24 protein-coding genes and 1 tRNA gene are annotated in these 25266 nt (G+C 65.5%); 7 read left to right on the top strand and 18 right to left on the bottom strand.

The window, feature by feature from the left end; genetic code table 11:
- Nucleotides 1-175 precede the first annotated feature (175 nt).
- The 4 genes from CAL28_RS11215 (at nucleotide 176) to CAL28_RS11200 (ending at nucleotide 4242) form a co-directional block, all read left to right on the top strand.
- The gene (locus CAL28_RS11215; protein WP_094841456.1) at nucleotides 176-1603 is read left to right on the top strand and encodes an ATPase domain-containing protein; all 1428 of its coding nucleotides are present in this window, start codon (nucleotides 176-178) and stop codon (nucleotides 1601-1603) included.
- Nucleotides 1604-1637: 34 nt separating this feature from the next.
- Complete coding sequence (locus tag CAL28_RS11210; protein WP_094841455.1) at nucleotides 1638-2000, top strand: response regulator; 363 nt, start codon at nucleotides 1638-1640, stop codon at nucleotides 1998-2000.
- A 320-nt stretch (nucleotides 2001-2320) separates the two neighbouring features.
- Nucleotides 2321-3415, top strand: coding sequence for a porin (locus CAL28_RS11205; protein ID WP_254926091.1), 1095 nt, complete (start codon nucleotides 2321-2323; stop codon nucleotides 3413-3415).
- A gap of 227 nt (nucleotides 3416-3642) precedes the next feature.
- The gene (locus CAL28_RS11200; RefSeq protein ID WP_094841454.1) at nucleotides 3643-4242 is read left to right on the top strand and encodes a hypothetical protein; all 600 of its coding nucleotides are present in this window, start codon (nucleotides 3643-3645) and stop codon (nucleotides 4240-4242) included.
- Between the two features lie 169 nt (nucleotides 4243-4411).
- Here CAL28_RS11200 and CAL28_RS11195 read toward each other — a convergent pair.
- The 7 genes from CAL28_RS11195 to rpmI all read right to left on the bottom strand — a co-directional run bounded on the left by CAL28_RS11195 (nucleotide 4412) and on the right by rpmI (nucleotide 9567).
- Nucleotides 4412-4488, bottom strand: a tRNA-Pro gene (locus CAL28_RS11195).
- Nucleotides 4489-4530: 42 nt separating this feature from the next.
- Nucleotides 4531-5013: a MerR family transcriptional regulator gene (locus CAL28_RS11190; RefSeq protein WP_094841453.1), complete on the bottom strand. Its 483-nt coding sequence runs from the start codon at nucleotides 5011-5013 to the stop codon at nucleotides 4531-4533.
- Between the two features lie 59 nt (nucleotides 5014-5072).
- The gene (locus CAL28_RS11185) at nucleotides 5073-5402 is read right to left on the bottom strand and encodes an integration host factor subunit alpha (RefSeq protein WP_094841452.1); all 330 of its coding nucleotides are present in this window, start codon (nucleotides 5400-5402) and stop codon (nucleotides 5073-5075) included.
- A gap of 33 nt (nucleotides 5403-5435) precedes the next feature.
- A complete protein-coding gene (gene pheT / locus CAL28_RS11180; protein WP_094841451.1) occupies nucleotides 5436-7853 on the bottom strand; it encodes a phenylalanine--tRNA ligase subunit beta in 2418 nt (805 codons plus the stop codon).
- Between the two features lie 13 nt (nucleotides 7854-7866).
- Nucleotides 7867-8889 carry a phenylalanine--tRNA ligase subunit alpha gene (pheS, locus tag CAL28_RS11175; RefSeq protein ID WP_094841450.1) on the bottom strand — a complete coding sequence of 341 codons (1023 nt, stop codon included), beginning with the start codon at nucleotides 8887-8889 and terminating at the stop codon, nucleotides 7867-7869.
- A 101-nt stretch (nucleotides 8890-8990) separates the two neighbouring features.
- Entirely contained in the window at nucleotides 8991-9350 is a 360-nt protein-coding gene (gene rplT / locus CAL28_RS11170) for a 50S ribosomal protein L20 (protein ID WP_066634744.1), read from the bottom strand.
- Between the two features lie 19 nt (nucleotides 9351-9369).
- The gene (gene rpmI, locus CAL28_RS11165) at nucleotides 9370-9567 is read right to left on the bottom strand and encodes a 50S ribosomal protein L35 (RefSeq protein ID WP_006387997.1); all 198 of its coding nucleotides are present in this window, start codon (nucleotides 9565-9567) and stop codon (nucleotides 9370-9372) included.
- 890 nt (nucleotides 9568-10457) lie between these two features.
- Between rpmI and CAL28_RS11160 the strand changes: the two genes are divergently transcribed.
- A complete protein-coding gene (locus tag CAL28_RS11160) occupies nucleotides 10458-12755 on the top strand; it encodes a phosphocholine-specific phospholipase C (protein WP_094841449.1) in 2298 nt (765 codons plus the stop codon).
- A 98-nt stretch (nucleotides 12756-12853) separates the two neighbouring features.
- Here CAL28_RS11160 and hpaH read toward each other — a convergent pair whose 3' ends face one another.
- Genes hpaH through CAL28_RS11135 form a run of 5 tightly spaced genes read right to left on the bottom strand, consistent with a single transcriptional unit; the run spans nucleotide 12854 to nucleotide 16780 of the window.
- The gene (gene hpaH / locus CAL28_RS11155; RefSeq protein ID WP_094841448.1) at nucleotides 12854-13636 is read right to left on the bottom strand and encodes a 2-oxo-hept-4-ene-1,7-dioate hydratase; all 783 of its coding nucleotides are present in this window, start codon (nucleotides 13634-13636) and stop codon (nucleotides 12854-12856) included.
- A 10-nt stretch (nucleotides 13637-13646) separates the two neighbouring features.
- Nucleotides 13647-14513: a fumarylacetoacetate hydrolase family protein gene (locus CAL28_RS11150; protein WP_094841447.1), complete on the bottom strand. Its 867-nt coding sequence runs from the start codon at nucleotides 14511-14513 to the stop codon at nucleotides 13647-13649.
- Complete coding sequence (locus CAL28_RS11145) at nucleotides 14510-15382, bottom strand: amidohydrolase family protein (protein WP_094841446.1); 873 nt, start codon at nucleotides 15380-15382, stop codon at nucleotides 14510-14512. Before CAL28_RS11145 ends, CAL28_RS11150 begins: the two co-directional genes overlap by 4 nt.
- A gap of 5 nt (nucleotides 15383-15387) precedes the next feature.
- Nucleotides 15388-15774, bottom strand: coding sequence for a RidA family protein (locus CAL28_RS11140; protein WP_094841445.1), 387 nt, complete (start codon nucleotides 15772-15774; stop codon nucleotides 15388-15390).
- Between the two features lie 34 nt (nucleotides 15775-15808).
- Nucleotides 15809-16780: a Bug family tripartite tricarboxylate transporter substrate binding protein gene (locus CAL28_RS11135; protein WP_094841444.1), complete on the bottom strand. Its 972-nt coding sequence runs from the start codon at nucleotides 16778-16780 to the stop codon at nucleotides 15809-15811.
- 279 nt (nucleotides 16781-17059) lie between these two features.
- On the opposite strand from CAL28_RS11135, the gene CAL28_RS11130 reads away from it, so the two are divergent.
- Together CAL28_RS11130 and CAL28_RS11125 are read left to right on the top strand one after the other, a co-directional pair.
- Nucleotides 17060-17764, top strand: a complete 705-nt coding sequence (locus tag CAL28_RS11130; RefSeq protein ID WP_094841443.1) for a flavin reductase family protein — start codon at nucleotides 17060-17062, stop codon at nucleotides 17762-17764.
- On the top strand, nucleotides 17761-18633 hold the full coding sequence (locus CAL28_RS11125) for an IclR family transcriptional regulator (RefSeq protein WP_094841442.1): 873 nt from the start codon (nucleotides 17761-17763) through the stop codon (nucleotides 18631-18633). The genes CAL28_RS11130 and CAL28_RS11125 overlap by 4 nt, the downstream gene beginning before the upstream one ends.
- Before the next feature lie 86 nt (nucleotides 18634-18719).
- Here CAL28_RS11125 and CAL28_RS11120 read toward each other — a convergent pair whose 3' ends face one another.
- From CAL28_RS11120 to CAL28_RS11095, 6 genes are all read right to left on the bottom strand, one after another.
- The gene (locus CAL28_RS11120) at nucleotides 18720-20234 is read right to left on the bottom strand and encodes a YifB family Mg chelatase-like AAA ATPase (RefSeq protein ID WP_094841441.1); all 1515 of its coding nucleotides are present in this window, start codon (nucleotides 20232-20234) and stop codon (nucleotides 18720-18722) included.
- Between the two features lie 141 nt (nucleotides 20235-20375).
- Complete coding sequence (locus tag CAL28_RS11115) at nucleotides 20376-21353, bottom strand: Bug family tripartite tricarboxylate transporter substrate binding protein (RefSeq protein WP_094841440.1); 978 nt, start codon at nucleotides 21351-21353, stop codon at nucleotides 20376-20378.
- 22 nt (nucleotides 21354-21375) lie between these two features.
- On the bottom strand, nucleotides 21376-22446 hold the full coding sequence (locus CAL28_RS11110; RefSeq protein WP_094841439.1) for an Ldh family oxidoreductase: 1071 nt from the start codon (nucleotides 22444-22446) through the stop codon (nucleotides 21376-21378).
- Nucleotides 22447-22489: 43 nt separating this feature from the next.
- Complete coding sequence (locus CAL28_RS11105; protein WP_094841438.1) at nucleotides 22490-23410, bottom strand: SMP-30/gluconolactonase/LRE family protein; 921 nt, start codon at nucleotides 23408-23410, stop codon at nucleotides 22490-22492.
- A 34-nt stretch (nucleotides 23411-23444) separates the two neighbouring features.
- A complete protein-coding gene (locus tag CAL28_RS11100) occupies nucleotides 23445-23756 on the bottom strand; it encodes a DUF4387 domain-containing protein (protein ID WP_094841437.1) in 312 nt (103 codons plus the stop codon).
- Between the two features lie 83 nt (nucleotides 23757-23839).
- The gene (locus CAL28_RS11095; protein ID WP_254926090.1) at nucleotides 23840-25201 is read right to left on the bottom strand and encodes an acyclic terpene utilization AtuA family protein; all 1362 of its coding nucleotides are present in this window, start codon (nucleotides 25199-25201) and stop codon (nucleotides 23840-23842) included.
- Nucleotides 25202-25266 lie beyond the last annotated feature (65 nt).

Below are 25266 nucleotides of genomic sequence, written 5' to 3'. Positions count from 1 at the left end.
AGCCTCTTCCCTGCCGGATGGGCATCCATGCGGAGCCACCCGCCGCGGCCCGATATCGCTACCCCGGTTACATCGGTAATCGGTATTAGTGTTTTCGCTTGACGCCCAAATCGAACATGCGGGACACTTTCGCGCGACCGTCACAAGTGCGACGGCAGGAACGGAGGAATCGGTGGTGCAGCATCTCGCACGCATGGCGAGTGGTATCGAGGGACTCGACCGCATATTGAACGGCGGATTCATCGAAGGCGCTTCCTATATCATCCAGGGCCGCCCCGGGGCCGGCAAAACCATTCTCTCCAACCAGATTGCATTTGCGCACGCTGCCAACGGCGGCAAAGTGCTTTATGTGACCTTGCTGGCCGAGAGCCACGAACGGCTGTTCCATGCGATGTCCACCCTGGACTTTTTCGAAGAGGAAAAGCTGGGACAGGAGATCGCCTACGTCAGCGTTTTTCACGCCCTGCGCGAAGAAGGGCTGGGCGCGGTGGTCAAACTGCTGCGGCAGGAAACCAAACGGCACAACGCCACGCTGCTGGTCTTCGACGGCCTGCTCAACGCACGGGAACGTGCCGAGACGGACCTGGACGTCAAAACGTTCGTGGCAGAGGTACAGGGTCAGGCCGGCTTCGTCGGTTGCACCGTGCTGTTTTTGACCAGCACCCGGCTGGACGACAGCAGCCCGGAACACACCATGGTCGATGGTGTCATCGACCTGAGCGACGAGATCTTCGGCGTCCGTACCGTTCGCCAGCTTCAGGTGCGCAAATCGCGCGGCAGCGCCGCGGTCGGGGGATTGCACCAGTACGAGATTACCCAGTCCGGGGTCACGATCTATCCGCGCCTGGAAGCCGTTTCGTGGTCGCAGATCCCGCCCTCGCCCGCGATACTGGCGCAACGGGTCACCAGCGGCAATGAAGGCATGGATGTCCTGACGGGCGGCGGCCTGCCGCGCGGTTCCGTCACGCTGCTCGCCGGCCCCACGGGCACCGGCAAGACCACGCTGGGCCTGCACTTCCTCAGCGGCGCCACCGAAGAAGAACCCGCGTTGCACTTCGGTTTCTTCGAGACCTCCACCCTGCTGCAACGCAAAGCGACGACGCTGGGCATTACGCTTCCGATGGACCACGTCCAGCTGATGTGGACGCCCATGTCGGAAAACCTGCTGGACAAGCTGGGACATGAATTGCTGGGCCTGGTCGCGCGCCATCGCGTGACACGTCTATTCGTCGACGGCATCGGCGGATTCGAACGGGCCGCCACGCACCGCGCCAGGCTGGTGGAGTTCTTCACCACCCTGACGAACCGCCTGCGCGCCATGGGGGTGACGACGCTGTTTACCTGGGAAATGCGCCAGATCATCGATGAAGACGTCACCGCGCCGACGGACCAGTTGTCCGCGATGTTCGATAACATCATCCTGCTGCGACAAGTCGTCCAGGATCAGGACCTGAATCGCACGATCGCCATCCAGAAAATGCGCGATAGTGCTTTCGTGGGCAACACGCGCCTGCTGGAAATCACCAGCAACGGGCTACGCGTCGGTCCCAAGCTGGGAGCGCCCGCCGGCAGCAAGCTGGCGGAACACCTTGGCGGATCCTGACGATGAACGTGATAGCGTCAGGAGGCCGCTCGCCATGGCATTGATCCTCGTCGCGGACGACGAGATCCTGCTTGCCGAGATGCTGGCCGATCTCCTTGAGGACGCCGGGTACGATGTACTCACGGCACCCCACGGCCGCGCCGCGCTGGAGATCATGAAAAACCGCCGGCCGGATCTGGTCATCACCGACTTCATGATGCCGCTGATGACGGGGCTGGAATTGGCGGAAGCCATACGCGCAGACGGCGACATGCACGCCCTGCCCGTCATTCTGGTGACCGGCGCGCAAGGCCTGCTCGCCCGGCAAAGGCCGGGCCTGTTCAACCTCGTGGTGGACAAGCCCTACGACCCGCGGATGCTGCTCGCCGAAGTCGAGCGCCTGGTGCAAAATCCCTGATCTCCAGCCTCGGGGAAGGCGTTGAATTTTCCTCGAAAAAGCAGCCAGGTTTGCATCGATAACGGCACAAAGCAGGATTATCCCTAAAGGGTGATCTACATCGTTTCACCTATACTGCGCCGGCCCCCTGTTGGGTTTTGTCCCGCACGCCGCGGCAAGACCGACCGGGTGGCACACCGTTCATCCGGCGCAATCGCCTCACCCCTCGCGCGACAGCCGGATAACGCACATTGCTGATGCCGCGGTTATCCACCGCACGGCGTCACGGTTCTGGAGATCGGCACAACCTGTGCCGCAGCCTGGGAGAGGAGATGAAGTCGATGAGTGGATTCCCACTGAAAAAAACCGCGCTGGGACTGGCCATGGCCGGCATGGCAACCGCGACCGCGCAAGCCGCCGAAACCAATGTGCAGCTCTATGGCATAGCGGATGTCAGCGTCCGTTACCTGAGCACCGGCGCAGGCTACCAGCCGGACAACAGCCGCATCTCGATGGAGAACGGCGCCGTCACCAACAGCCGCTGGGGTTTGAAGGGCACGGAGGACCTGGGCAACGGCAATTCCGCGTTCTTCCGCCTGGAAAGCGGCTTCAACATGCAGGACGGCAACGAAAACGATCCCGGCCGCATGTTCAACCGGCAATCCTACGTCGGCCTGGATGGCGGCGACATTGGCGCGATTTCGCTGGGGCGGCAGGACACGCCGCTATTCACCATCCTCGGCGATACCTTCGACCCGCTGACAGTCGGCAACTACGAGCAAAACTCCTGGCTTCCGGTCGCCATGTCGCGGGCGCGCAGCTCCGAATCGGTGCGCTATCGCAATAACAAGCTGGGCGGCTTCGATTTGATCCTGTCGTATGCCTTCGGCGACTCCTTCGACGACCACAAGCTGGGGCAGCAATACGGTGGCACGCTGACCTACACGACCGGCCCGCTGACCGTCGGCGGCGGCTATCAGTTCACCCGCGCCGACACCAACTCGGCCTATACCCAGCGGGTGTGGAACCTGAACGCCGCCTACCGCCTATTCGACAATACCCGATTGTTCGTCGGTTACTTCAACGGACGCGACCAGACGGGCTTCGTGAATGCCGTCATGGGCATCGCCAATCCCCCGGACAACGGGCTGCAACGCAAGGACAACGGCTACTACGCCGGCGTGACATGGCAGCCAATGGCCACGCCGTGGACTTTCACGGGTGCCGCCTACTTCGACACCAGCAAGAATGTGATCGAGGAAGGAGACAAGGGCAAACGCTATGCGCTGGTCGCCCTGGCTGAATATGCCCTATCGAAACGCACGCAGCTTTACGGCACCGTGGACTTCAACCGCGTCTACGACGCGGCGTCGGCGGAAATCGCCAGCGGCTCGACCCAACTGGGCGTGGGTACCGGAATCAGGCACATCTTCTGATACGACGACAGGAACCGGCAAGTACACAGCCGCACCCAGGAGGGCAATGCACACGGCACGCGTGTGCGTTCGCGGCAACGGATGCCTGACGCTTGACATACGACGGTATCCCTTACAGGGGATACCGTCGCTTCCCCAATCCGATGGGAACAGTTCCCCAGGCGATGGAACACACCGTCCCGACATCGCCAGCGCTATCCGCGCCGGCCCATTCCTCGGAGACATTCATGATCCCATCCCTGAATATCGGCACCCCCACCTCGCCAGGCCATTTCAGCGACACCGCGCCGGCACTGGACCAGCAGCGTGCAAAGATCGCCGCGATGTATGCCCGCGAACCGCTCTATCAACTCCCGGCCAAGCCCAGCGTGATAGGCACCTCCATCGAGCGAGAGATCCAGGATCAATTGGCCGTCCTGTTCGACAAGGCCAAATCGTTCCTCGCGCACTGCGGGCCGGACATCGCGCTGATCCCCGCGGAGGGAAACCTCGATCCCCGCCAGAAGTTCACACTGGAGTGCATGCTGGATTTCACGGCATCGGTTGCCCCCGAAAATTTCGATGGCTTCATGCGTCATCTGCGCATGCGCGGAACACCGGATTCGGTGCTATCCGCCGACGTGGCTGGCAAGTTCTATGAACCGCTATTCAAGCAGTTCCTGGAAGCATTGATCGTAAATTGCCAGGAAGCGACAGCGGAAGACTTGCCCAGGCTGAAGACCACGCTTCTGTATTTGGCTCACGCGCTGATCCGTCCGGTGGATTTCATATCCGTGCAGCATAGGCTCGCCTTTCTCGCCGCTGCCATGCCCACCGATATCACCTGATTCCGGCCCGGCGATGCCGACGTCCTTGCGCATGAAAAGCTTTTGAAGAAAGGCTCGCGCATGGAAGAAGGCGGCGCATGAGAAAAGGCCGCATGAAAAAAGGCCGGATGAAAAAAGGCCGGATGAAAAAAGGCGTTAGTGAATTATCACTAACGCCTTTTTGAACTGCTGGTCGGGACGGCGGGATTCGAACTCGCGACCCCTTGCACCCCATGCAAGTGCGCTACCAGGCTGCGCTACGCCCCGAAAGACCGAAAGTATATCAGATGTCTTGAACCTTTGCGCTGCTCAATGCATGTCGTCGTTGGAAGCAGGCCCGGAGTTGTTCGTGTTCCCCGCGCCCGTCTTCGAGACGTCGCCGTTCGCGTCGCTTGCACCTTGCCGGATACTGCCCAAGGCTTCGGCCAGCACGGTCGATACGCCGTTCAGTTCCGCGCGCAGGGCCTGCATTTCCGCACCGGTAAACCGCACGGCCGCGTCATGGTCATGGGGCGGCGCCTCGCGCGCATCGCCCAGGCGGTTGCGCGCGCCGCTGATCGTAAAGCCCTGCTCATAAAGCAGCGAGCGGATGCGGCGTATCAACAGCACTTCGTGGTGCTGGTAATAGCGTCGGTTTCCGCGCCGCTTGACGGGTTTCAATTGGGTGAATTCCTGCTCCCAGTACCGCAGCACATGCGGTTTGACGCCGCACAGCTCGCTGACTTCGCCTATCGTGAAGTAACGCTTGGCCGGGATCGGAGGCAGGACAACGGCAGGTTCTGGTCGAGTCATGGTAGGAACGTTAGCGGCATGGCCCATGCGGCCCGGGACACATCGATGGCGAAGCCGGCCTAGTCGGCCGAAGACGGCTCGGCAGGCGTCGCGGTGCTTTCGACGATGCTCTTCAGCTTCTGGCTGGCGTGGAAAGTCACCACGCGCCGTGCCGCGATCGGAATGGTTTCTCCGGTCTTGGGATTGCGTCCGGGCCGGGGCGGTTTGTCGCGTACCTGGAAATTGCCAAAACCGGACAGCTTCACGGAGTCCCCCCGCGCAAGCGCATCGCGGATCTCCTCGAAGAAGGTATCGACAATGTCCTTGGCCTCGCGCTTGTTCAAACCTACCCGTTCGAACAATAGCTCCGCGAGTTCGGCCTTGGTCAATGTGCGTGGCTCGGAAAGCATGGTCTGTAATCCCCTTTCTTATCGCTGCGCGTGTCAGGCGCGTTGGCGCGCGCCGTGGGCCTGGACCAGCCTGTCCTTGAGTCTTTCCAGGCAGTCGGCGACACGCGCCTCGTCCAGCGTTGCGTCAGTGTCCTGTAGCCAGAAGCGGAAAGCAAGGCTTTTTTCCCTAGTGGAATCATCGACTTGCGTCTGTTCCCGCCACACGTCGAAGAGCCGGACATCCTGCACGATGCTGAGTTTCGGGTCCTGGGCAATGGCTTGCGCGATAGTGTCCAGCATGGCCTGCGCGGGTAGCGCGGCGTCCACCCACAGCGCCAGGTCGCGTACCACCACGGGCTGCCGCGACAACTCGCGCACCCGCGGCAGGCGTCCTTCCAGCACGGCCTGCACATCCAGTTCGAACACCACGGGGGCATGGGCGAGCTCCGCCTTTTGCGCCCAGCGCGGGTGCAGCTCGCCGATCCAGCCGATGGGCTTGCCGTCCAGCGCAATGCGGGCGCCGCGTCCGGGATGCAGCGCCGGATGCGGCGCCGCCTCGAAACGCAGCTCGGTACCGCGCGCGCCGAACAGCGCCTGCACATCCATCTTGACGTCGTAGAAGTCGACGTGGCGCGTCGGCATGCCCCATTGCTCTTCGACGTGCGGCCCCCAGGCCGCGCCGGCCAGCATCAAGGGTTGCCGCACCCCGGCGACAGCCAGTTCGCCATCGGCGATCGTCGCGTCGCGGAAGAACACGCGGCCCAGCTCGAACACCCGCACCCGCGACTGCTTGCGATTGGCGTTATGGACGATGTTCGCTACCAGTCCCCCCAGGAGACTGGAACGCATCACGGCCAGTTGGCTGGCGATGGGGTTGAGCAGCTTGATGGGATCGGCATTGCCCGCGTAGTCGCGTTCCCAGTCCGCTTCGACAAAGCTGAAGTTGACGACTTCCTGGTAGTCCAGCGCGGCCATATGGCGACGCACCGCATGCGGGCTGCGGCGCGCTTCCGGCGGCACGCGCATCTTGGCCAGTGCCATGGGCGGCTGGTCGGGGATGCGTTCGAAACCGTGGATGCGCGCGATTTCCTCGATCAGGTCTTCCTCGATGAACAGATCGAAGCGATAGGACGGCGGCTCCACCACCACGGTGTCGTCCTGGATGCTGTGCGCCAGCCCCAGGCGGGTGAAAATTCCGGCAATCTCCTCGCGCGGGATCTTCACGCCCAGTACGCGTTCGCAGCGGGACAGGCGCATGCGCACCGGCTCGCGGCGCGGCACGTTGACGATCTTGTCTTCGATGGGGCCGCATTCGCCGCCGCAGATTTCCAGGATCAGCCGCGTGATGATTTCCAGATGCTCGGGGATATCCTGGTAATCCACGCCACGCTCGAATCGATGGCTGGCCTCGGAACTGAACTTGTAGCGCCGCGCGCGCCCGGCAATGGCCTCGGGCCACCAGAAGGCTGCCTCGACGTAGATATTCCGGGTATCCAGCGTGACGGCCGTCGCATCGCCGCCCATGATGCCGGCCAGGCTTTCCACGGCATCGCCGGCGGCGATCACGCCGACGTCCTGGTCCAGCGCGACGGTCTGGCCGTTCAGCAGGACCAGCGATTCGCCGGGTTTGGCCCAGCGCACCGTCAGGCCGCCGGAGATCTTGTCCAGGTCGAAAACGTGCGTGGGCCGGCCAAGCTCCAGCATGACATAGTTCGAGATATCCACGAGGGCCGACACCGAGCGCTGCCCGGCCCGCTCCAGGCGGGTCTTCATCCACTGCGGGGTCGCCGCGCGGGCGTTCACGCCGCGGATGATGCGGCCTGCGAAGCGGCCGCACAGATCCGGGGCCTGGATGTCGACCGGCAGCACGTCGCCGAGGGTGGCCCGGACGGGCTCGGCGGCCGGCACCTTCAGGGCGGCACCCGTCAGCGCCGCGACCTCGCGCCCCACGCCCAGGATGGAGAGGCAGTCCGCGCGATTAGGCGTCAGCTTCAGCGTGAACAGCGTATCGTCCAGGTCCAGCAGGTCGCGCAGCGAGGCGCCCGGGGTGCTATCGGAAGGCAACTCCAGCAGACCGGCATGGTCCTGCGACAGGCCCAGTTCGCGCGCCGAGCACAGCATGCCGGCGGATTCGACACCGCGCATCTTGGCCTTGCCGATGTTGATGTCGCCCGGCAGCCGCGCGCCGATGCGCGCCAGCGGCACTTTCAGGCCGGCCGCCGCGTTGGGCGCGCCGCAGACGATCTGCAAGCGCTCGCCCGAGCCGTCGTCGACCTGGCACACACGCAGTTTGTCGGCGTTCGGATGCGGGGCGATCTCGACGATGTGGCCCACGACCACGCCGGAGAACGGCGGCGCGGCGGGTTGCAGGTCTTCGACTTCCAGACCGGCCATCGTCAGGCGATGCGCCAATTCTTCGGTATCGATGGCAGGGTTGACCAGCGCGCGCAGCCAGGATTCGGGAAATTGCATGATCAGCCGTAGATTATTCGTTGAACTGGCGAAGGAAACGCAGATCGCCTTCGTAGAATTGGCGCAGGTCGTTTACCCCGTAGCGCAGCATCGTCAGGCGCTCCAGGCCCGAGCCGAATGCGAAACCGATGTAGCGTTCCGGGTCGAGCCCGAAGTTGCGCACGACCACGGGATGCACCTGGCCCGCCCCGGAGATCTCCAGCCAGCGTCCGCGGTTGGGACCGCTGGTGAACATCATGTCGATCTCGGCCGACGGTTCCGTAAACGGGAAGAAGGATGGACGGAAGCGTACCGCCAGGTCGTCGCTTTCGAAGAAGCAGCGCAGGAAGTCCGTATAGACGCCCTTGAGGTCGGCGAACGATACGTCTTCGCCGATCCACAGCCCTTCGACCTGATGGAACATGGGCGAATGCGTGGCATCGCTGTCGACGCGGTAGGTACGTCCCGGCGCGATCACCTTGATGGGCGGCTTGTTCATGCGCGCGTAGCGCACCTGCATCGGGCTGGTATGCGTGCGCAGCAGCAGCGGCAGGCCCTGCGCATCCTTCATGTCCACGTAGAACGTGTCCTGCATGGACCGGGCCGGATGGTTTTCCGGATTGTTCAGCGCGGTGAAGTTGGTCCAGTCATTTTCGATTTCCGGGCCGTCGGCGACATCGAAGCCGATGGAGCGGAAGATGGCTTCAACGCGTTCCCAGGTACGGATCACCGGATGGATGCCGCCCACGCCGCGGCCACGGCCGGCCAGGGTGACATCGATGGTTTCGGAGGCCAGGCGCTGCTCCAGCTCGGCCTGCGCCAGTTCGGCGCGGCGCTGGTTCAGCAGCTCCTCGATCTGCTGCTTGGCACGGTTCACCCGTGCGCCCATCTCGCGTTTCTGCTCCGCGTCCAGCTGGGCCAGCCCGCGCAGCATGACGGTCAGCGCGCCTTCCTTGCCAAGGAATCGTGCTTTGATGTTTTCCAGGGCAACCGCGTCGGGCGCGGCCGCGAATCGTTCTTTCGCCTGAGCGATCAGGTCATCGACCAACTGTGTCATGGCATCAGCCTAGGAAGCGCGGCGCGAAACGCAGCCGTCAAAAACGCAAACAGGGCCATGACAGCCCCGTTTGCAGCAATGCGCGATACGTCGAAAAACGATCAGGCGGACAGGGCAGCCTTGGCCTGTTGGACAACGGCGGCAAAGCCGGCCTTGTCGCGCACGGCCAGGTCGGCCAGCACCTTGCGGTCCAGATCGATGGACGCCTTCTTCAGGCCGGCCATGAACACGCTGTACGTAACGCCGTGCTCGCGCACCGCGGCATTGATACGCGTGATCCACAGGGCGCGGAAGGTGCGCTTCTTGTTGCGACGGTCGCGATAGGCATATTGCCCGGCGCGCATGACCGCCTGCTTGGCGATGCGGAATACATTACCGCGGCGGCCGCGATAACCCTTGGCGGCGTTGAGGACTTTCTTGTGACGGGCGCGGGCGGTAACGCCGCGTTTGACGCGAGGCATAGTGGATCTCCGTAATCTATCAAGCGAAAGGCATCATGGCCTTGACCGAGGCGACATTCGTCTCGTGAACCGCGGCCGAACCGCGCAGCTGGCGCTTGTTCTTGGTGGTCTTCTTGGTCAGGATGTGGCGCTTGAACGCCTGACCCCGCTTGATCGATCCGCTGCCGCGAACCTGAAAGCGCTTGGCAGCGCTTTTCTTGGTCTTCATCTTGGGCATGATAGTCCCTTACTTCCTTTCGGAGTGCGGTCCGTCGCCGGACGCAGGTTGATTAACATCATGGTCACGCAGGTGCTTGCCCGCAGGCGCCGCGATACGGGCCGCGACACCAACACACGCAAGGCTTCGAGGGCCTGAGGCCACCCGGACCACTTATGGGTACTGCCTGGCACGGCTAACATAAACCTGCCGGGACTACTGGTTTTCCGTCGCGCACGTGCACACGTACTGCACACACGTACTACACACACGCACTGTATGCACAGATACGCAATGTGCGCACAGAGCGCACACCAACGGCATGCGCTTTAGCCGGAAAGCCTTTGATTATATGGCATTTTCGCCACGCTTGTCGAACCGCCGGACACACGCGTGCCGGCCGGCCCGCCATGCGTGCGTCCCCCTATTCCGGTTGCGCCTGATCCGCGCATGCGGACCCGGCAGCGGCACCCGCCTGCCGGGCCACTGCCCTATCGCCGGCGGCTGGGTGCCAAGAACCGCCCTCTCTCCTACGGGCCTCGATAGCGGGCACTGCCTGTCCACCTGCGATGCCGCCCTGCTGCCGCGAACAGCCCGGCGCGACCCGCATCCCGCCCAAATGAAGTGTCGCTTCGCCGCGACGCACCGGGAACCTCTCATCCGCTTTGCGCTTTCGTAACAATTATTACGTTCTCAGCCGTAGAGCAGGCATTCCGGATCCAAGACGTTATGACTGGATGAGCGCGGCCCCCATCACGAGCCGTTACAGAAGTTGCGCTTCCGCTCAAATTGCCCTCTCGATCGTGGCCCGGACTTCCCCCCATCAATTCGCCGTCACATGCGGTCTCTAGCCTTCTGTGCGTCGCCGATCCAGGCGGCCTCGCCTCCCCTACGCCAAGGACACGCATACGATGACTTCCCGCCGTAAATTCCTCCAGAGCGTTGCCGGCTCCGGCCTGTCGGCCGCCGCGTTGGCCACGTTCCCGCCCGGCATCCGGCGCGCGCTGGCGATTCCCGCGCACCACGACACCGGCACCATCCAGGACGTCAAGCACGTCGTCCTGCTGATGATGGAGAACCGCTCGTTCGACAGCTACTTCGGCACGTTCAAGGGCGTACGGGGTTACGGCGACCGCTTCGCGGCTCCCGCGGCCAACGGCCAGAACGTCTTCTTCCAGACCTATACCAAGACCAGCCCGCCAACGACCTACACGCCGTACCACCTGGATGAAACCCAGGGCAATGCGCAGCGCGCGGGCAGTACCCCCCATTCCTGGGCCGATACGCAGGCAGCCTGGGACCAGGGCCGCATGGCCCATTGGCCCGACGCCAAGAACCCGCTTTCCATGGGCTATTACGAGGAAGCCGAAGTGCCATTCCAGCGCGCGCTGGCCGAGGCCTTCACCCTCTGCGACCACTACCACTGCGGCATGCATACCGGCACCATCGCCAACCGCCTGTTCTATTGGACCGGCACCAACGGCCCGAACGGCCGCGACCCATCCGAAGGCGGACCGGTCAATGTGGCGGTGCTGAACAACCAGTACAACGGCGGCAACGACATCGGCCCGTCCACCGAAGGCTGGACCTGGACGACCTACGCCGACCGGCTGCAAAAAGCCGGCGTGAAGTGGAAGGTCTACCAGAGCCTGATCGACAACTACGGCTGCAACGAGATGATGAGCTTCCGCCACTGGCGCGCGGAAATCGAAAAAATGCCCGCCTCGCGGCGCCCGGTCTATGTGCCCAAGACCGACATCACCCAGGATGCCAGCCTGGCGGGCCCGGTCTACGACCCCTTGACCGACGATGCCCTGAGCCCGCTTGCCAAGGGCTTCGCCAACACCATGCCCCAGGGCTTCCTGGAAACCTTCCGCGCCGACATCCAGGCCGGCCAGCTGCCGGAAGTCTCCTGGATCATCGCGCCGTCGGCGTACAGCGAACACCCCGGACCGTCCAGCCCGGCCAAGGGTGGCTGGTACGTGCAGGAAGTGCTGGATGCGCTGACCGCCAATCCCGATGTCTGGAGCAAGACGGTCCTGCTGATCAACTACGACGAAAACGACGGCTTCTTCGACCACCTGCCGCCGCCCACCGCCCCGTCGCACAACCCGGACGGCACCCTGGCCGGCGGCTACACGCTGCCGGACAGCGACATGGCCGTCGAGTATCACAACTACACGCCAGCCACGGCCAGCCAGCCGGCCCAGGACGGCCGCCCTTATGGTCCCGGCCCGCGCGTGCCGATGTGGGTCGTGTCGCCGTGGAGCCGCGGCGGCTGGGTGAATTCGCAAGTGTTCGATCACACCTCCACGCTGATGTTCCTGGAGAAGCGTTTCGGCGTGCGCGAGCCGCAGATCAGCAAGTACCGCCGCGCCGTCTGCGGCGATCTGACCAGCGCGTTCAACTTCGAGAACCCCAACAGCGAACCGCTGCCCACGCTGAACGGCAGTTCGACCAAGGACCAGGTCGACGCCCTGACCGCGGCGCAGCAGAGCGCGCCGAAGATCACGCCGCCCACGACTGCGCGGATGCCCTCGCAGACTACCGGCGTTCGGCCATCGCGCGCGCTGCCTTACGAATTGGACACCGCCATCGACACGGATGCGCGGCATGGAACCGTGAAACTGAAGTTCTCCAATACGGGCGACGCCGGCGCCGTCTTCCACGTCTATGACAGGCTGCATCTGGACCGCGTCCCGCGCCGCTATGTCGTCGAGCCCCGCCGGTCCCTTAAGGGCAGTTGGGCCGCCGGTGCGGACGATGGCGGCAAGTACGACCTGTGGGTGCTGGGTCCCAACGGTTTCCACCGCCGTTTCGCCGGCGACCTCAACGTCCTGGACGAGCGGGATGCGGCGGCGCCGGAAGTGGAATTCGAGCCGGACGGCAAGAGCGGCCACGTCCGCCTGACCGTGCGGAACGAAGGCCGGCGCGCGGTCGCATGCACGGTCAGGTCGAACCAGGCCTACGGCCCGCTGCAGGCGCGGGGCGGCGATTTCGACGCCGACCGCGACGGCTCCTGGACAGCGCACGTGCGTCCCGGCCATCAGGCCCGGATGACGCTTTCCTTGCGCGACAGCGGCAACTGGTACGACCTGATGGTGACGGCGGATTCGGACCCCGGCTTTATGCGCCGCCTGGCCGGCCGCATCGAGACCGGCCGCCATTCGGTGAGCGATCCGGCGCTGGGCTTGCCGGACGGCTTCTAAGGCGCGCGCCGGAAGGCGCGGCCATCGGCGCGCGAGATCGCGATACCTTGCGCGCCGATGGTTGTCGCCCGGACGACGGCCGGCGCTTATTGCCGGATTCAGGAAAAATGAACGGAGATGCCGCCCAGCGGCCCATAATCGGCATGCAAGGTGTCTCCGGGCCCCACCGCCACGGTGCGTGTGAAGGACCCCGCCAGAACGATATGGCCGGCCTCCAGTCCCGTGCCATGCGGCGCGAGCTTGTTGGCCAGCCAGGCGACGCCCAGTGCCGGATGGCCCAGTACCGCCGCCGACACGCCCGACTCTTCGATGACGCCGTTCTTCAGCAGAATGGCCGCGACCCAGCGCAGGTCGATGTCCATGGGCCGAACCGGACGGCCACCCAGGACGATCCCCGCGCAGGCGGCGTTATCGGCGATGTTGTCGACGATCGTACGCGGATATCTGCTGCGGCCGTCGATGATCTCCAGCGCCGGGACGACGTAGTCCGTGGCGTCCAGCACGTCGAACAGTGTGGCATCCGGACCTTGCAATGCCTTGCCCAGCACGAAGGCCAGCTCGACCTCCACGCGCGGCACGATCATTTTTTCCGTGGAGATGGTCTGGCCATCCTGGAAGAACATGGTATCGAGCAAATGCCCGTAATCGGGTTCGTCTATCCCGACCGTGCTTTGCATGGCCTTGGACGTCAGGCCGATCTTGTGCCCGCGCAGGCGCGCGCCCCGGGCGATCTTGAGGTCGATGATGCGCTTCTGGATGGCGTAGGAATCGGCAATCTCCATGCCGGGGAACGTCAGTGCCAGCTGCGCGGCCGGCTGGCCGGTACGCTCGGCCTCCATCAGCATATCGGCGGCGCGGGCACGGTCCTCGTCGTTGAGCATTGCGGTACCTTCAGGCGATCGTGGCCGGGTCGTCGGCCACCGGGTTGGACAGAACGCCGATGCCCGGCACCTCGACTTCGACGACGTCGCCCGGCTTCAGGAAACGCGGCGGATCGAAGCGCACGCCGGCGCCCACCGGCGTACCCGTGGAGATGATGTCGCCGGGCTCCAGCGTGGTCCAGATCGAGATGTAGCGGATCAGCTCGGCGAACGGGAACATCAGGTTCGCGGTGGTGTCGTGCTGCCGCTGTTCGCCATTGACGCGCGTGGTGACGGTCAGCGGCGCGGCCGGATCGAAGGCATCCGCGGTAACCATCCAGGGGCCCATCGAGCCGCTCGCATCGAAGTTCTTGCCCTGGGTGACATTGAACTTGCCATGGCGCAGCCAGTCGCGCACCGTACCCTCGTTGGCGCATGTCAGCCCGGCCACATGAGACCAGGCATGCGCGGCGGCGATGCGCCGGCCGCGCTTGCCGATGACGATGGCGATCTCGCCCTCGTAGTCCAGCTGCTCGGACTCGGCGGGACGCAGAAGCGGTTGGCCGTGGCCGACGAAGGAGCCGGGAAAGCGCGGGAACACGCTGGGATAGGCGGGTGGCGCGCTGCCGTCCTTGTACTCCTCGTTGCGTTTGCCGTAGTTCACGCCGACGCAGATGATTTTCTCCGGCGACGGAATGGGCGGCAGCAGGCGCACGTCGGCCAGACGCAGCGTGGCGTGCATGCCTTCGGCGCGCCGCGCCAGTTCGGGCAGCGCCTGCGCCGCCAGCGCGGCCCGCAGGCTGGCATGGCCCAGGCCGCTAAGATCGACGATATCGGCATCGCCACGCAGCAGGCCGAAACCGGCCCGGCCCCGATGTTCGAAGGAAAGCAGTTTCATGGCTCGAATCCAAAAAGGCGGGCGGGGTTGTCCACCATGATCTTGTGCAGCGTGGCGGCATCGCCGGCGTAGCGCGCCAACTGGTCCACCAGGCGGCCTTCGTCCGGCGTCGCTTTGACGGAAACCGGATGAGGCCAGTCGCTTCCCCAGACGACGCGATCGGGATTGGCCGCGATCAGGGCCTGCGCCAGCGGCACCACATCGTCCCAGGGCTCGCCCGCTTTCGATAGTTTTTCCGTCAGGGACAGCATCACCCAGAAATTGCCGCGCCCGAGCAGCTCGACCAGCTTGCAGCGGCTGGGATCGCGCGGCCCCTGCGCCGGGTCGGCACGTCCCATGTGGTCGATCAGCACCGGGATATCCAGGTCCTCGAACTGGGCCGCCTGGGCCATGATGCCATCAGGCTCCGGCTGGAACTTCGCATACCAGCCCAGTTCCCGCAGGCGCGCGATGGAGCGCCGGAACGCCGCCGGCTCCATGCTGATTCCCAGGCCTTGCCGGGTATAGCGCGCGCCGCGCACACCGGCATCGTGCAGGCGGGCAATGTAGGCATCGTCGCGTTCGGCCAGGACGGCCGCATTGGCGCAGCCGCGATAGTTGGGGCCCGCGGCGGCCAGCCCATCCAGGACGACCTGGTGATCGGCACCGTAGGTCGTCGCCTGCACGATGACCCCGCGTTCGATGCCCAGCAGGCGATGCAGGCGCAAGGCCACTTCGATGGTGGCGCCGGGCATCTCATAGGCCGCTCCCGGACGCACCGGGTAGCGGTCGGCGGGCCCGAATACGTGGAACTGGCTGTCGCAGGATCCCGCGGGCAGGCGTGTGCGGGGCGCGGTGGGATGGGGATGGAAGGATTGGTATTGCGCCATGCCGCTTACTCCTGTCCCAGCACCGCGATGAAATCGCATTCGACCAACTTGTCGCCATCCAGGTCCGCCTTCATCGTATGGCGCGCCGGACGGTCGTCGGGATCCGGAAAAGCGCGCAGCCAGGCGGCGTTCAGGGCCGCGCGCTGGCCGCGGTCGCGCATCCAGACGGTCATCTTGGCGATGTGGCCCAGCGAACCTCCGCCAGCCTCGACGATGCGGCGCACGTGGTCGAACATCAACTCGCACTGGCGCTCCAGCGTCTCGCCATAGGCTCCCGTGGCGGGATCGGTGCCCTGGATGCTGCCCGAATAAAGCATGTTGCCGATCCGGCAGGCGGCGGGGATGGGATTCTTGTGGCTGAAGCCTTCGGCGTAGATGCTGCGTCTGGTCATGGCGATATTCCGGTTGGGTAAAGCGCGATGCGCCTTAATTGGCGGTAATGCCGGCACGCTGGATGATGGGCGTCCAGCGGGCGTCCTCGGCGGCCAGGTAGCGGGTGAACTCCTCAGGCGTGCTGCCGCGCGCCTGCGCGCCAAGGTCGTCGAAGCGCTTGATGATCTCCGGCTGTGCCAGGATGCCGGATAGCGCCTGGCTCAACCGCGACAGGATTTGCGGCGGCGTTCCCTTGGGTGCCAGCAGGCCCGTAAAGGTGGACGCCTCCATGCCTTGCACGCCCGCTTCCGCGAACGTCGGGACGTCGGGCATGGACGGCAGGCGCTGCGCCGTGGTCACGGCCAGGGCCCGCAGCCGGCCCTCCTTGATAAAGGGCAGGGCCACCGAGATCTGGTCGAACTGGAAGTCCACCTGGCCGCCCAGCAGATCGGTGTTCGCCGGCGCATTGCCCTTGTACTGCGCGGTGGTCCAGCGCGCTCCCGTCACATGCTGCAGCAGTTCGCTGACCAGGTGATTGGTGGTGCCCGCGCCCGGCGACGCCATGGTCAGCTTGCCCGGCTCCTTCTTGGCCAGCGCGATCAGCTCGCCCACCGTCTTCACCGGCAGGGACGGCTTCACCTCCAGCACCAGCGGGGTGTACGAGATCGAACTGATCGGCGCGAAATCATGATCCCATTTGTAGGCCGCCCGCTTGAAGATCAGCGGGCTGAACAGCAGCGGCCCATTGGCGGCCATGAACAGCGTATAGCCGTCCGGATCGGCGCGCGCCACGAACTCGCCGGCGATCATGCCGCCCGCGCCGGGCTTGTTGTCGACGATGAACGGCTGCCCCAGCGCGGCCTGCAATCCCGGCGCGATAAGCCTGGCGGCCACATCGACGTTTCCACCGGGCGGATAGGGCACGACAATGCGCACGGGCCGGTCCGGCCAGGCGGCTTGCGCGTATGAGGTCAGGCCGGCCAGCGCAATCGCTGCGCAGGCCCGGGCCAGCAGGCGTCGGTTCATGAGGTTGTCTCCAGGCGTTCGTCGAGGTTGTGTCGATCTTGTGGTTGGTCGACCTTGCGGTTCATCGACCTTGTAGGCAGAACTCTAGAAACTTGCATGCGGACCGACAATGCGGAAGTCCGAACAAAGTCCAAATAATGGAACAAAATGCACAACCCACAGGCAGCCGGCCCGGATGATCTCAAAGAAAATATCGAAAATAACGTGACAGAGTTTCCGCCCGTCATTGTGCGGCACCGATAAATGGTTCAATAATTGGACGCCAAATCGAAATCCACCATGCGCATCGCCACACCCGAACTCACGCCTGAACAGATCTACAAGCTCATGACCGGCATCGTGGTGCCGCGTCCCATTGCGTGGATCAGCAGCCTGGGGCCGGGCGGCAAGGTCAACCTCGCGCCCTTCAGCTGCTTCACCTTTGTCTCGAACATGCCGCCGATGGTGGGCATCAGCATCGGACGCAAGGCCGGACAGCGCAAGGACACCGCGAACAACATCCTGGCGCATCGCCATTTCGTGGTGAACATCGGGGACGAGACACTGCTCGATGCCATACACGCCAGCGCGGAAGAGCATCCTCCGGAAATCAGCGAGGTCGAACTCCTTGGCCTGGACACCCTGCCCGGCGAAACGATAGCCACTCCGCGCCTGGCCGCCGCCCCCATCAGCCTGGAATGCCGCTTCCACAGCGTCACGCCGTTCGGCGACACCGGCGCGGAGTTCTTCGTCGGCGAAGTGCTGGTCTTTCACATCCGCGACGGACTGGCACGCGACGGCAAGATCGAAACGGAACTCCTGCGGCCGGTGTGCCGCCTGGGTGGGCCCAACTATGCGTCGCTCGGGCCGATCGTCACCAAAAAAGCCGTACGCCAGACGCCGAAGTCCATCATGCCGCGCGACGCCACGCCGGCAGCCGGGTCGGCCGGCGACGCGGCGGCGCCCACATCCGCGCAAGCCCCCGCGTCGAAAGAAGTGCCATGATCGAAACATCCGCCGACGACACCCCCGCCGGCGCGCAAACCGTTCGCCGCGCGATGGCCATACTGCGCCTGGTGGCCTGTGGGCAGGAGCGCGGCGTCCGCCTGATCGATCTCGTGCGGATGTCGGGCCTGAACCGGCCGACGGTGCATCGCCTGCTGAAGACGCTGGTGCAGGAAGGCGCCATCGAACAGGATCCGGAAACGCGGCGATATCTGGTCGGCCCGGAGATCAACCTGCTGGGCCTGGCCCGCACCCGGCGCTTCCCCTTGCTGACCCTCGCGGATCCCTACCTGATCGAACTCGCGCATCAGGTCGGCGACACCGTGTTCCTGAGCATACGCCACGGCCACGACTCCATCTGCATCGGCCGGCGTACGGGACATCATCCCATCCAGGTCTTGTCCATCGAAGTCGGGGTGCGGCGACCGCTGGGCGTGGGCGTATCCGGCGTGGCGCTGCTGGCCAGTCTGCCGCCGCGCGAAAGCACCGCCCTTGTGGCGGCCAATGCGGCACGGCTGTCGGTGCTGGGCGAAAAGCAGGAAGACATCCTCGCCCGCGTGGCGACCGCTCGCGCCACCGGCGTGGCCCATGCGCCCGCGGGCTTGATGCCGGGGACGAGCGCCGTGGCGATTCCTGTCCCGGGACCGGACGGCAACGCCCTGGGTGCGGTCACCGTCACCGCCATGGCCAACCGGCTGATGCAGGACCGCTACACGGAAGTCGTTCGACAGATGCGCCTGGCCGCGGAGTCCATCGCGCGGCGATATGGGGAAACCTCGGACAAGCGGAATCCGGTCGCCGGCAAGGGCAGCCGCGTCGACGGCAGCGGCCGGGCAAGGCAAGCCAAGGGGCGTGCAAAAACCCCGTAGCACGGGCGCATGGATCGCGACGCGTTGTGTGCGAGCGCGGACCGCGTACCGGAGCCGGTGGACGCCCGCGTCCGGATGGCCCTCGATCAAAGCGGTTGCCGCAGCTGAACGCCCTCCGCAATATGGCAGGCATCTACCTGCCGCGCGGCTTGCAGATCCGCCGCCGTCCGCGCGACCCTGAGTACGCGGTGCGCCGCCCGGCCGGACGCATTCATGCTGACCATCGCGCGCCTGAACAACCCGCGTGCCTCGTCGGACAGCGCGCAATGCATATCCAGTTCGCGCGCGTCCAGGCATGCGTTCAGTTTTCCCTGTCGGCCGAGCTGCAGCTCGCGGCACGCCAGCACGCGTGTCCGCACCGCGGCGGAGCCCTCGCCCGCCGGCGCGTCCATCCAGTCCGGGTCCGGTGGCGGCAATTCGATCTGCAGGTCGATACGGTCCAGCAAGGGACCGGATAACCGGGATCGATAGCGGTCCGCCTGCTCCGGCGTGCAGCGGCACGGGATGCGCGGATGGCCGCGCCAGCCGCACGGGCAGGGATTCATGGCCGCGATCAGCTGGAAGCGGGCCGGATACTCCAGGGCATGCGCGGCGCGGGCGATCGATACCCGTCCCGATTCCAGTGGTTCGCGCAATGCCTCCAGGGCGCGCCGGTCGAACTCCGGCAGCTCGTCCAGGAACAGCACGCCGTGATGGGCGAGACTGATTTCGCCCGGACGCGGCCGTGCCCCGCCGCCCACAAGGGCAGCGGCAGTCGCGCAATGATGCGGTGCCCGGAACGGCGGCCGCGCGCTGAACAGGGCGTCGCCGGCCGCCAGCCCCGCGATGGCGGCTACCTCCAGGGCCTGGCGATGCGACAACCGCGGCAGCAGTCCCGGAAGCCGATGCGCGAGCATGCTTTTCCCGGCGCCCGGCGGCCCCACCATCAACAGGCTGTGGCCACCGGCTGCGGCGAGCTCCAGCGCGCGGCGGGCCCCGCCCTGCCCGCGCACGTCGGACAGGCAAGGCCCGTCGGGCGCCGACGGCCAAGGGGCGGGTTCGGGGCGTGGCAGGGCCGCGGTGCCGCCCAGATGTGCGACCACATCAGCGAGCGTGCGGGCCGACAACACGCGCAGGCCTTCCACATGGGCGGCCTGGGCCGCGCTGGCGGACGGCAGCACCAATGTCGCGTCGGGCTGCTCGCCGGCCACGCCCAAGGCGATGGCCAGGGGCGCCGCGACCGGCACCAGCACACCGGTCAGGGAAAGCTCGCCGGCCAGGACCAGACCGGACAGGCATGGCGGCCCGGACCGGTCCAGCAGTTCCGGCATGGCGATCTGCCCGGACGCCAGCAGAACGCCCAGCGCGATCGGCAGATCGAAACGCGCGGACTCCTTGCGCAGATCCGCCGGCGACAGGCTGACGGTCAGGCGGCCGGCGGGGAATTCGAAACCGCTGTTCTGGATGGCGGCGCGCACCCGTTCACGGCTTTCGCGTACCGCCACGTCGGCCAGTCCCACCACCGTGAACGACGGCAAGCCAGACGCCAGATGGGTTTCCACGCGCACGGGCACCGCGCGCAGCCCGATCAACGCCCGGCTGTTCAAAACGGCAAGACTCATGGGCGCGCTTTCCTCGAAACAAAAGCGCAGTATGCATGGAACCCATGGGGCGGATCGCACGGGCGGGATGAATCTGGCACTGCCCCGGGCCCCGCGACATGCAGCCGGCGGCCCACAGCTGGCAGCCGCATCCCACGGCGCTCAATCCACCTTCAGGCCGCGCTCGCGCACGATGGTCGCCCAGCGCTCGACCTCCGCGTTGGTGAACGCCTGGAATTGCGCCGGCGAACTGCCCACCACATCGATGCCGGCGCCATTCAGCTTTTCCTTCACGTCGGGCATCTGCAAAGCCTTTGCGATGTCGGCGGAAATCCGCTTCACGGTGGCGTCGGACATGGATGCGGGCGCGTATATCCCGTACCACAGCACGGTCTCGTACCCGGGCAATCCGGCCTCTTGCATGGTGGGCACGTCCGGCAAGGCGGGCGACCGCGTCTTGCTGGTCACGGCCAGGGCGCGCACCTTGCCGGCCTTCACCAGCGGCAGGCTGACCGGCAGCCCAGGGAAGTACAGCTGCACGTCGCCCGCCGCGGCCGCGGTCAGGGCCTGCGAGCCGCCCGTGTACGGGACGTGCATCATTTGCAGGTGTGCCATCGTCGCGAATAGTTCGGCCGCCATATCGTCGGCGTTGCCGATACCGGCGCTGCTGAAATTCAACTGGTTCGGCCTGGACTTGGCCAGGCCGATGAAGTCCTGCAGCGTCTTCACCGGCAGCGTCGGCGTGACGACCACCACATGGGGCATGGCGGTGACCTGCGATACCGCCTTCAGGTCCTTGCGCAAGTCGTACTTCAGGCGCGGATACAGCGATGCGCTGACAGTGATGGCGTTCTGCGCGATCAGCAGCGTGTGCCCATCATCGGCGCGCGCGACGTGCTCGGCCGCGATATTGCCCGCGGCACCCGCACGGTTTTCGACAATGACGGCCTGGCCCCACAGCTCCGCCAGCTTCGGGCTGATGGTGCGCGCGACCAGGTCCATGCTGCTGCCGGCCGCCAGGCCGGAAACTATGCGCACCGTCCTGGTTGGAAAGTCCGGCGCGGCCTGCGCCGATGCCGTGGCGATCCACGCCTGGGCGCACAGCGCGATACCGGCCTGGATGACGAATCTGCGGTTCATGATGTCTCCTCCTTTTTCTGGGTCAAAACGGGAACGGCACGCCGGCCTCGCGCGCGACGCGTTCGACGTCGGCCAGCGTATCGGCGGGAAGCGCCAGGCCGCGCGCGCGGTTCTCCGCGTCAGCCTGTACCTCCATTTCGCCGGGGTAATAGACCTGGCGATGTCCCGGCGCCACCGGGACATCCTTCAGCGATGCGATATAGGCGTCGATGCGGCGGTTGAACTCCTCCATGGGCTGGAAGGCCGCCACGTTCAAGGCAATCATCAGGTGGCCCGCGCCGCTGCGGTTGACGGGGTCATAGGGGCCGTGGACACGGTCCAGGAATTCGCTGCCGGACAGCACGCCGGACAATACGTCGACCATGACGCCCATCACATAGCCCTTGTGTCCGGCCATGGGCAGAATGAATCCTTCCAGCGCCGCCTTCGGATCGGTAGTCGGATTGCCTTGGGCATCTATCGCCCAATGCGCGGGAATCGGTTCGCGCCGCTTGTTGGCGAGGTAGATCTTGCCGCGCGCGACCCCGGAATTGGCCATATCCATGACCACCGGCGGATGGCTGCCGCCCGGCGCGGCGATGGACCACGGGTTGGTGCCGATCTTCTTCTTCAGGCCGCCCCAGGGCGCCATATTGGGCCCCGCGTTGCTCATCAGCATCATGACGCAACCCTGCTCCGCGCCGATGCGCGTGTAGTACATGCAGGTGCCGAAGTGATTCGAATTGCGGATGGATACGACGCCCACGCCATGCTTGCGCGCACGTCCCACCGCCTCGTCCACCGCGCGGCGCGCCACGACCTGGCCCACGCCATCGCCGCCGTCCATGACGGCGACCGCGCCGGCATCCACCGCGATATGCGTTTGCGTCACGGCCTTCATCGCGCCGGATCGCAGTCGCGCGTAGTACCAGCCCAGGCGCAACATGCCGTGCGATTGGTGGCCCCACAGGTCGGCCTGCACCAGGGTATCGGCCGCGAGCATGGCATCGTCGGCCGGCACGCCCGCGCTTTCATAGACGGCGGCGGCCAGTTCGCGCATGCGCGCGGGATCCACGCGCTTGCCGCCCTCTTGGGCAGCTACAGAGTTTTCCATGATGATTCCTGTGAATGTCGATGTCGTTCGCCCGCGGGCGTCCTTATGCGGCGTGCGAATACATGGGCTGCCCAGGTGTTTCCATGCGGGCGACCAGGACGCTGCCGCTTTCCGACTCGGTGATGTACAAGTCGCGGTTGTCCTTGCCACCGAAGGCGATATTGGTCGTCATATGCCCCATGCACGAGTCGATGCGCAGCAACGGCTCGCCGCGCGGCGAAAACTTCCATACCGCGCCCATGCCCGCATGCGCGACGTACAGATTGCCCGCCTGGTCCACCGCCATGCCATCCGGTCCGCTGCCGCCGGACATCTGTACGAACAGCCCCACGCGCGTCAACGACCGGTCCGGCAGCACCATGGCCCGCCAGACACAGTTGCCGCGCGTTGCCGCCACGTAAAGCATGGTCTCCGACGGATTCATCACGATGCCGTTGGGACTGGGCACGTTGTCCAGCAGGCATTCGAGGTAGCCGTCCGCGCCCTGCCGGTACACGCGTCCGGACGGGTCCTGCAGCCCGGTCTGGCCCTGGTCGGTGAAGTAAAGATCGCCATGGGCGGAGAAGAACAGGTCGTTGGGGCCCTTGAAGCCTTCGGTGCGGGCCCTGCGGATATACGGCGCGACGGTGCCCGCGTCCGGATCCAGCAGCAGAATCCCGTTCTTGTGGTCGGCGACGAAGATGCGCCCGTCGCGATGGATCTTCAAGCCGTTGGGTTCGCCGTCGTACTCGATCAGCTGCGCGACCTCGCCCGACGGCGACACGCGGAAGATCAGGCCGAAGGCGATGTCGACCAGGTACAGATTGCCGTTCCTGTCGAAGGACGGTCCCTCGATATAGCTGTCCGTGGTCCGCGTGCCCTTGCCGGCACGCAGGCGTTCCTCCGACAGTTGGCCGGCCTTGCGGTATCGGTCCGGGATGCGGGTGAACACGTCCGTCTTCACGGCGGGCGGCGCGGCGTACATGGCGGTCTCCTTCGGTATCGGCGCTTGGCGAACGCTACAGCGGCAGTTCCAGGTCCAGCAGCGGCGCGTGCTGCTGGGCGCCGTAGACGTCGGTATCGCCGATGGCGCCCGACACGACGCGCCGCGGCAGGGTTGCCTTGAAAGCGAGCGCGGGCGGATATTCCGTGAACAGCACGTCGTCCGGCGATACGCCATACAGCGAGGCGATGCGCTCGCGCGTGATGACGCCGGTGCGGCGCACTTTCTCGAAGGTCTCCTCGCTGTCGAACATGATGTCCAGGGTCAATTCGAACGGGCCGGCATTCTTGCTCTTGCAGGCCTTGGCGATGTCTTTCAGTTTGATCATTGCGGAATCCTTGCTCATGGACCGTGGCGCCGAAAGCCCTGCGGGAAGCTTCGCCGGCATGCGGCACCGGGGCGATGACGGCCCTAGACCGTCTCGTACTCGACGGGGAACATCCCCAGCGGGTCGTCGGTGCGAATGACGTGCTGCATGGTGAACTCGTACACCGCGCCGCGCTCGATATCCGATGGCGAAAAGGGGAACGCCATGTTGCCTTCGCGGCACAGCCGGCCGGGGAAATCGCTGTGCAACAAGGTCACGCGGGTCAGCGCCAGCGCGGCATTGGCGATCTCCTGCGTTTCGCCCACCGCTTCGGCCAGGATGCCGATCTCGTGGCTGCGCATGCCGCGCAACGGCTCCCACTCGCCCATCACGCCATCCTTGCCGTACAGCCGGATCACGATGCGGTAGCGGTCGCGGGGGATGCCCAGCGCCGCGATCTTGGTGTGCGACGCTTCGGTCACGGCCGCGATAAAGCTGTCCAGCTGGCCGATCAGCCCGGGATCGCGCGTGCCGGCAAAGGCGATGGCGCTGTAGCCCGAACGCGCCGCGGCTTCCAGCTTGATGGTGTAAGGCTGCGCCCTCCACTGCATGCCCGATATGCGCACCCGGCGGTCGGATACGGCCTGCATCGCGCACGCGCTGGTATCCAGTACGCCGCCCGGTTCATGGCGCACGATGGGACTGGCGCTTTCATGCAAGGCCTGCACGGACACCGACAAAGGCGTGCAGCGCAGCTCGGGGTTGGCGGGCTCCACTTCCACATAGTCCTGGCCCACCGTGGCGACCAGGCAATCATGCTTCTTGGGCAGGGCGGCATTGCAAGCGCATTCCAGCAGCTTGCCCGCGTACCATGCCGGAGCCGGCGGGATCCCATGGTGGGTGGCCAGCGCGACCCATGGCGCGGGATCGGTCCCGCGGCCGGCCAGGATGACCTGGGCGCCGGCGCGCAGCGCCGCCAGGTGCGGTTCGGGCCCCATCATGCCGACGATGCGCTCCGCGCGGTCCACGGTGTCCTCGGACAAGGGCGCGGCCTTGCCCAGCGGGTGCACGCGGCCGGCACGGATACCGGCCTTCAGGCTTTCCTTGTCCTGCTCGGCATGGATCAGCGCCATCCTGAAATGCATGCCCTCTTCCCGCGCGATCTCGCGTACGAGCGCCGCGCAGGCCTGCAGGTGCGGCTCGCCGCCGGCGCCGCCGGAGGTGCCTATCATCATCGGGATGTCCAGCGCCATGGCCCCGCGCAACAGCAAGCGCATGTCGCGCTTCATCTGCAGCGCGGAATTCAGCGTCTTGCCGGAACCCAGGTAATGCGGGCCGGGATCCGAACTGCCGCCATCGACGCCGATCATGTGCGGCCGCGCCTCCAGGGCCTTGGCCAGCGACGCTTCCGGAAATCCATATCCCAGGATTCCACTGGCGGAAACCATCCGTACTTCTTTCGTCATGTGCCTGTCTCCTCGCGCCATCGGGCACTCACCGTCCTGCTGGGCCGCCCCCGGCGTTTTATGGA

The organism is Bordetella genomosp. 11, assembly GCF_002261215.1.
Lineage (GTDB): Bacteria > Pseudomonadota > Gammaproteobacteria > Burkholderiales > Burkholderiaceae_B > Bordetella_C.
The sequence above is the reverse complement of the archived record's forward strand: the minus strand, read 5'-3'. Positions and strand labels throughout refer to the sequence as shown.

What these genes read in the sequence shown, in the direction of transcription:
- CAL28_RS11210 (WP_094841455.1), top strand. Translation starts at nt 1,638, where the DNA reads ATGGCATTGATCCTCGTCGCGGACGACGAGATCCTGCTTGCCGAGATG.
- CAL28_RS11205 (WP_254926091.1), top strand. Translation starts at nt 2,321, where the DNA reads ATGAGTGGATTCCCACTGAAAAAAACCGCGCTGGGACTGGCCATGGCC.
- CAL28_RS11200 (WP_094841454.1), top strand. Translation starts at nt 3,643, where the DNA reads ATGATCCCATCCCTGAATATCGGCACCCCCACCTCGCCAGGCCATTTC.
- CAL28_RS11190 (WP_094841453.1), bottom strand. Translation starts at nt 5,013, where the DNA reads ATGACTCGACCAGAACCTGCCGTTGTCCTGCCTCCGATCCCGGCCAAG.
- CAL28_RS11185 (WP_094841452.1), bottom strand. Translation starts at nt 5,402, where the DNA reads ATGCTTTCCGAGCCACGCACATTGACCAAGGCCGAACTCGCGGAGCTA.
- pheT (WP_094841451.1), bottom strand. Translation starts at nt 7,853, where the DNA reads ATGCAATTTCCCGAATCCTGGCTGCGCGCGCTGGTCAACCCTGCCATC.
- pheS (WP_094841450.1), bottom strand. Translation starts at nt 8,889, where the DNA reads ATGACACAGTTGGTCGATGACCTGATCGCTCAGGCGAAAGAACGATTC.
- rplT (WP_066634744.1), bottom strand. Translation starts at nt 9,350, where the DNA reads ATGCCTCGCGTCAAACGCGGCGTTACCGCCCGCGCCCGTCACAAGAAA.
- rpmI (WP_006387997.1), bottom strand. Translation starts at nt 9,567, where the DNA reads ATGCCCAAGATGAAGACCAAGAAAAGCGCTGCCAAGCGCTTTCAGGTT.
- CAL28_RS11160 (WP_094841449.1), top strand. Translation starts at nt 10,458, where the DNA reads ATGACTTCCCGCCGTAAATTCCTCCAGAGCGTTGCCGGCTCCGGCCTG.
- hpaH (WP_094841448.1), bottom strand. Translation starts at nt 13,636, where the DNA reads ATGCTCAACGACGAGGACCGTGCCCGCGCCGCCGATATGCTGATGGAG.
- CAL28_RS11150 (WP_094841447.1), bottom strand. Translation starts at nt 14,513, where the DNA reads ATGAAACTGCTTTCCTTCGAACATCGGGGCCGGGCCGGTTTCGGCCTG.
- CAL28_RS11145 (WP_094841446.1), bottom strand. Translation starts at nt 15,382, where the DNA reads ATGGCGCAATACCAATCCTTCCATCCCCATCCCACCGCGCCCCGCACA.
- CAL28_RS11140 (WP_094841445.1), bottom strand. Translation starts at nt 15,774, where the DNA reads ATGACCAGACGCAGCATCTACGCCGAAGGCTTCAGCCACAAGAATCCC.
- CAL28_RS11135 (WP_094841444.1), bottom strand. Translation starts at nt 16,780, where the DNA reads ATGAACCGACGCCTGCTGGCCCGGGCCTGCGCAGCGATTGCGCTGGCC.
- CAL28_RS11130 (WP_094841443.1), top strand. Translation starts at nt 17,060, where the DNA reads ATGCGCATCGCCACACCCGAACTCACGCCTGAACAGATCTACAAGCTC.
- CAL28_RS11125 (WP_094841442.1), top strand. Translation starts at nt 17,761, where the DNA reads ATGATCGAAACATCCGCCGACGACACCCCCGCCGGCGCGCAAACCGTT.
- CAL28_RS11120 (WP_094841441.1), bottom strand. Translation starts at nt 20,234, where the DNA reads ATGAGTCTTGCCGTTTTGAACAGCCGGGCGTTGATCGGGCTGCGCGCG.
- CAL28_RS11115 (WP_094841440.1), bottom strand. Translation starts at nt 21,353, where the DNA reads ATGAACCGCAGATTCGTCATCCAGGCCGGTATCGCGCTGTGCGCCCAG.
- CAL28_RS11110 (WP_094841439.1), bottom strand. Translation starts at nt 22,446, where the DNA reads ATGGAAAACTCTGTAGCTGCCCAAGAGGGCGGCAAGCGCGTGGATCCC.
- CAL28_RS11105 (WP_094841438.1), bottom strand. Translation starts at nt 23,410, where the DNA reads ATGTACGCCGCGCCGCCCGCCGTGAAGACGGACGTGTTCACCCGCATC.
- CAL28_RS11100 (WP_094841437.1), bottom strand. Translation starts at nt 23,756, where the DNA reads ATGATCAAACTGAAAGACATCGCCAAGGCCTGCAAGAGCAAGAATGCC.
- CAL28_RS11095 (WP_254926090.1), bottom strand. Translation starts at nt 25,201, where the DNA reads ATGACGAAAGAAGTACGGATGGTTTCCGCCAGTGGAATCCTGGGATAT.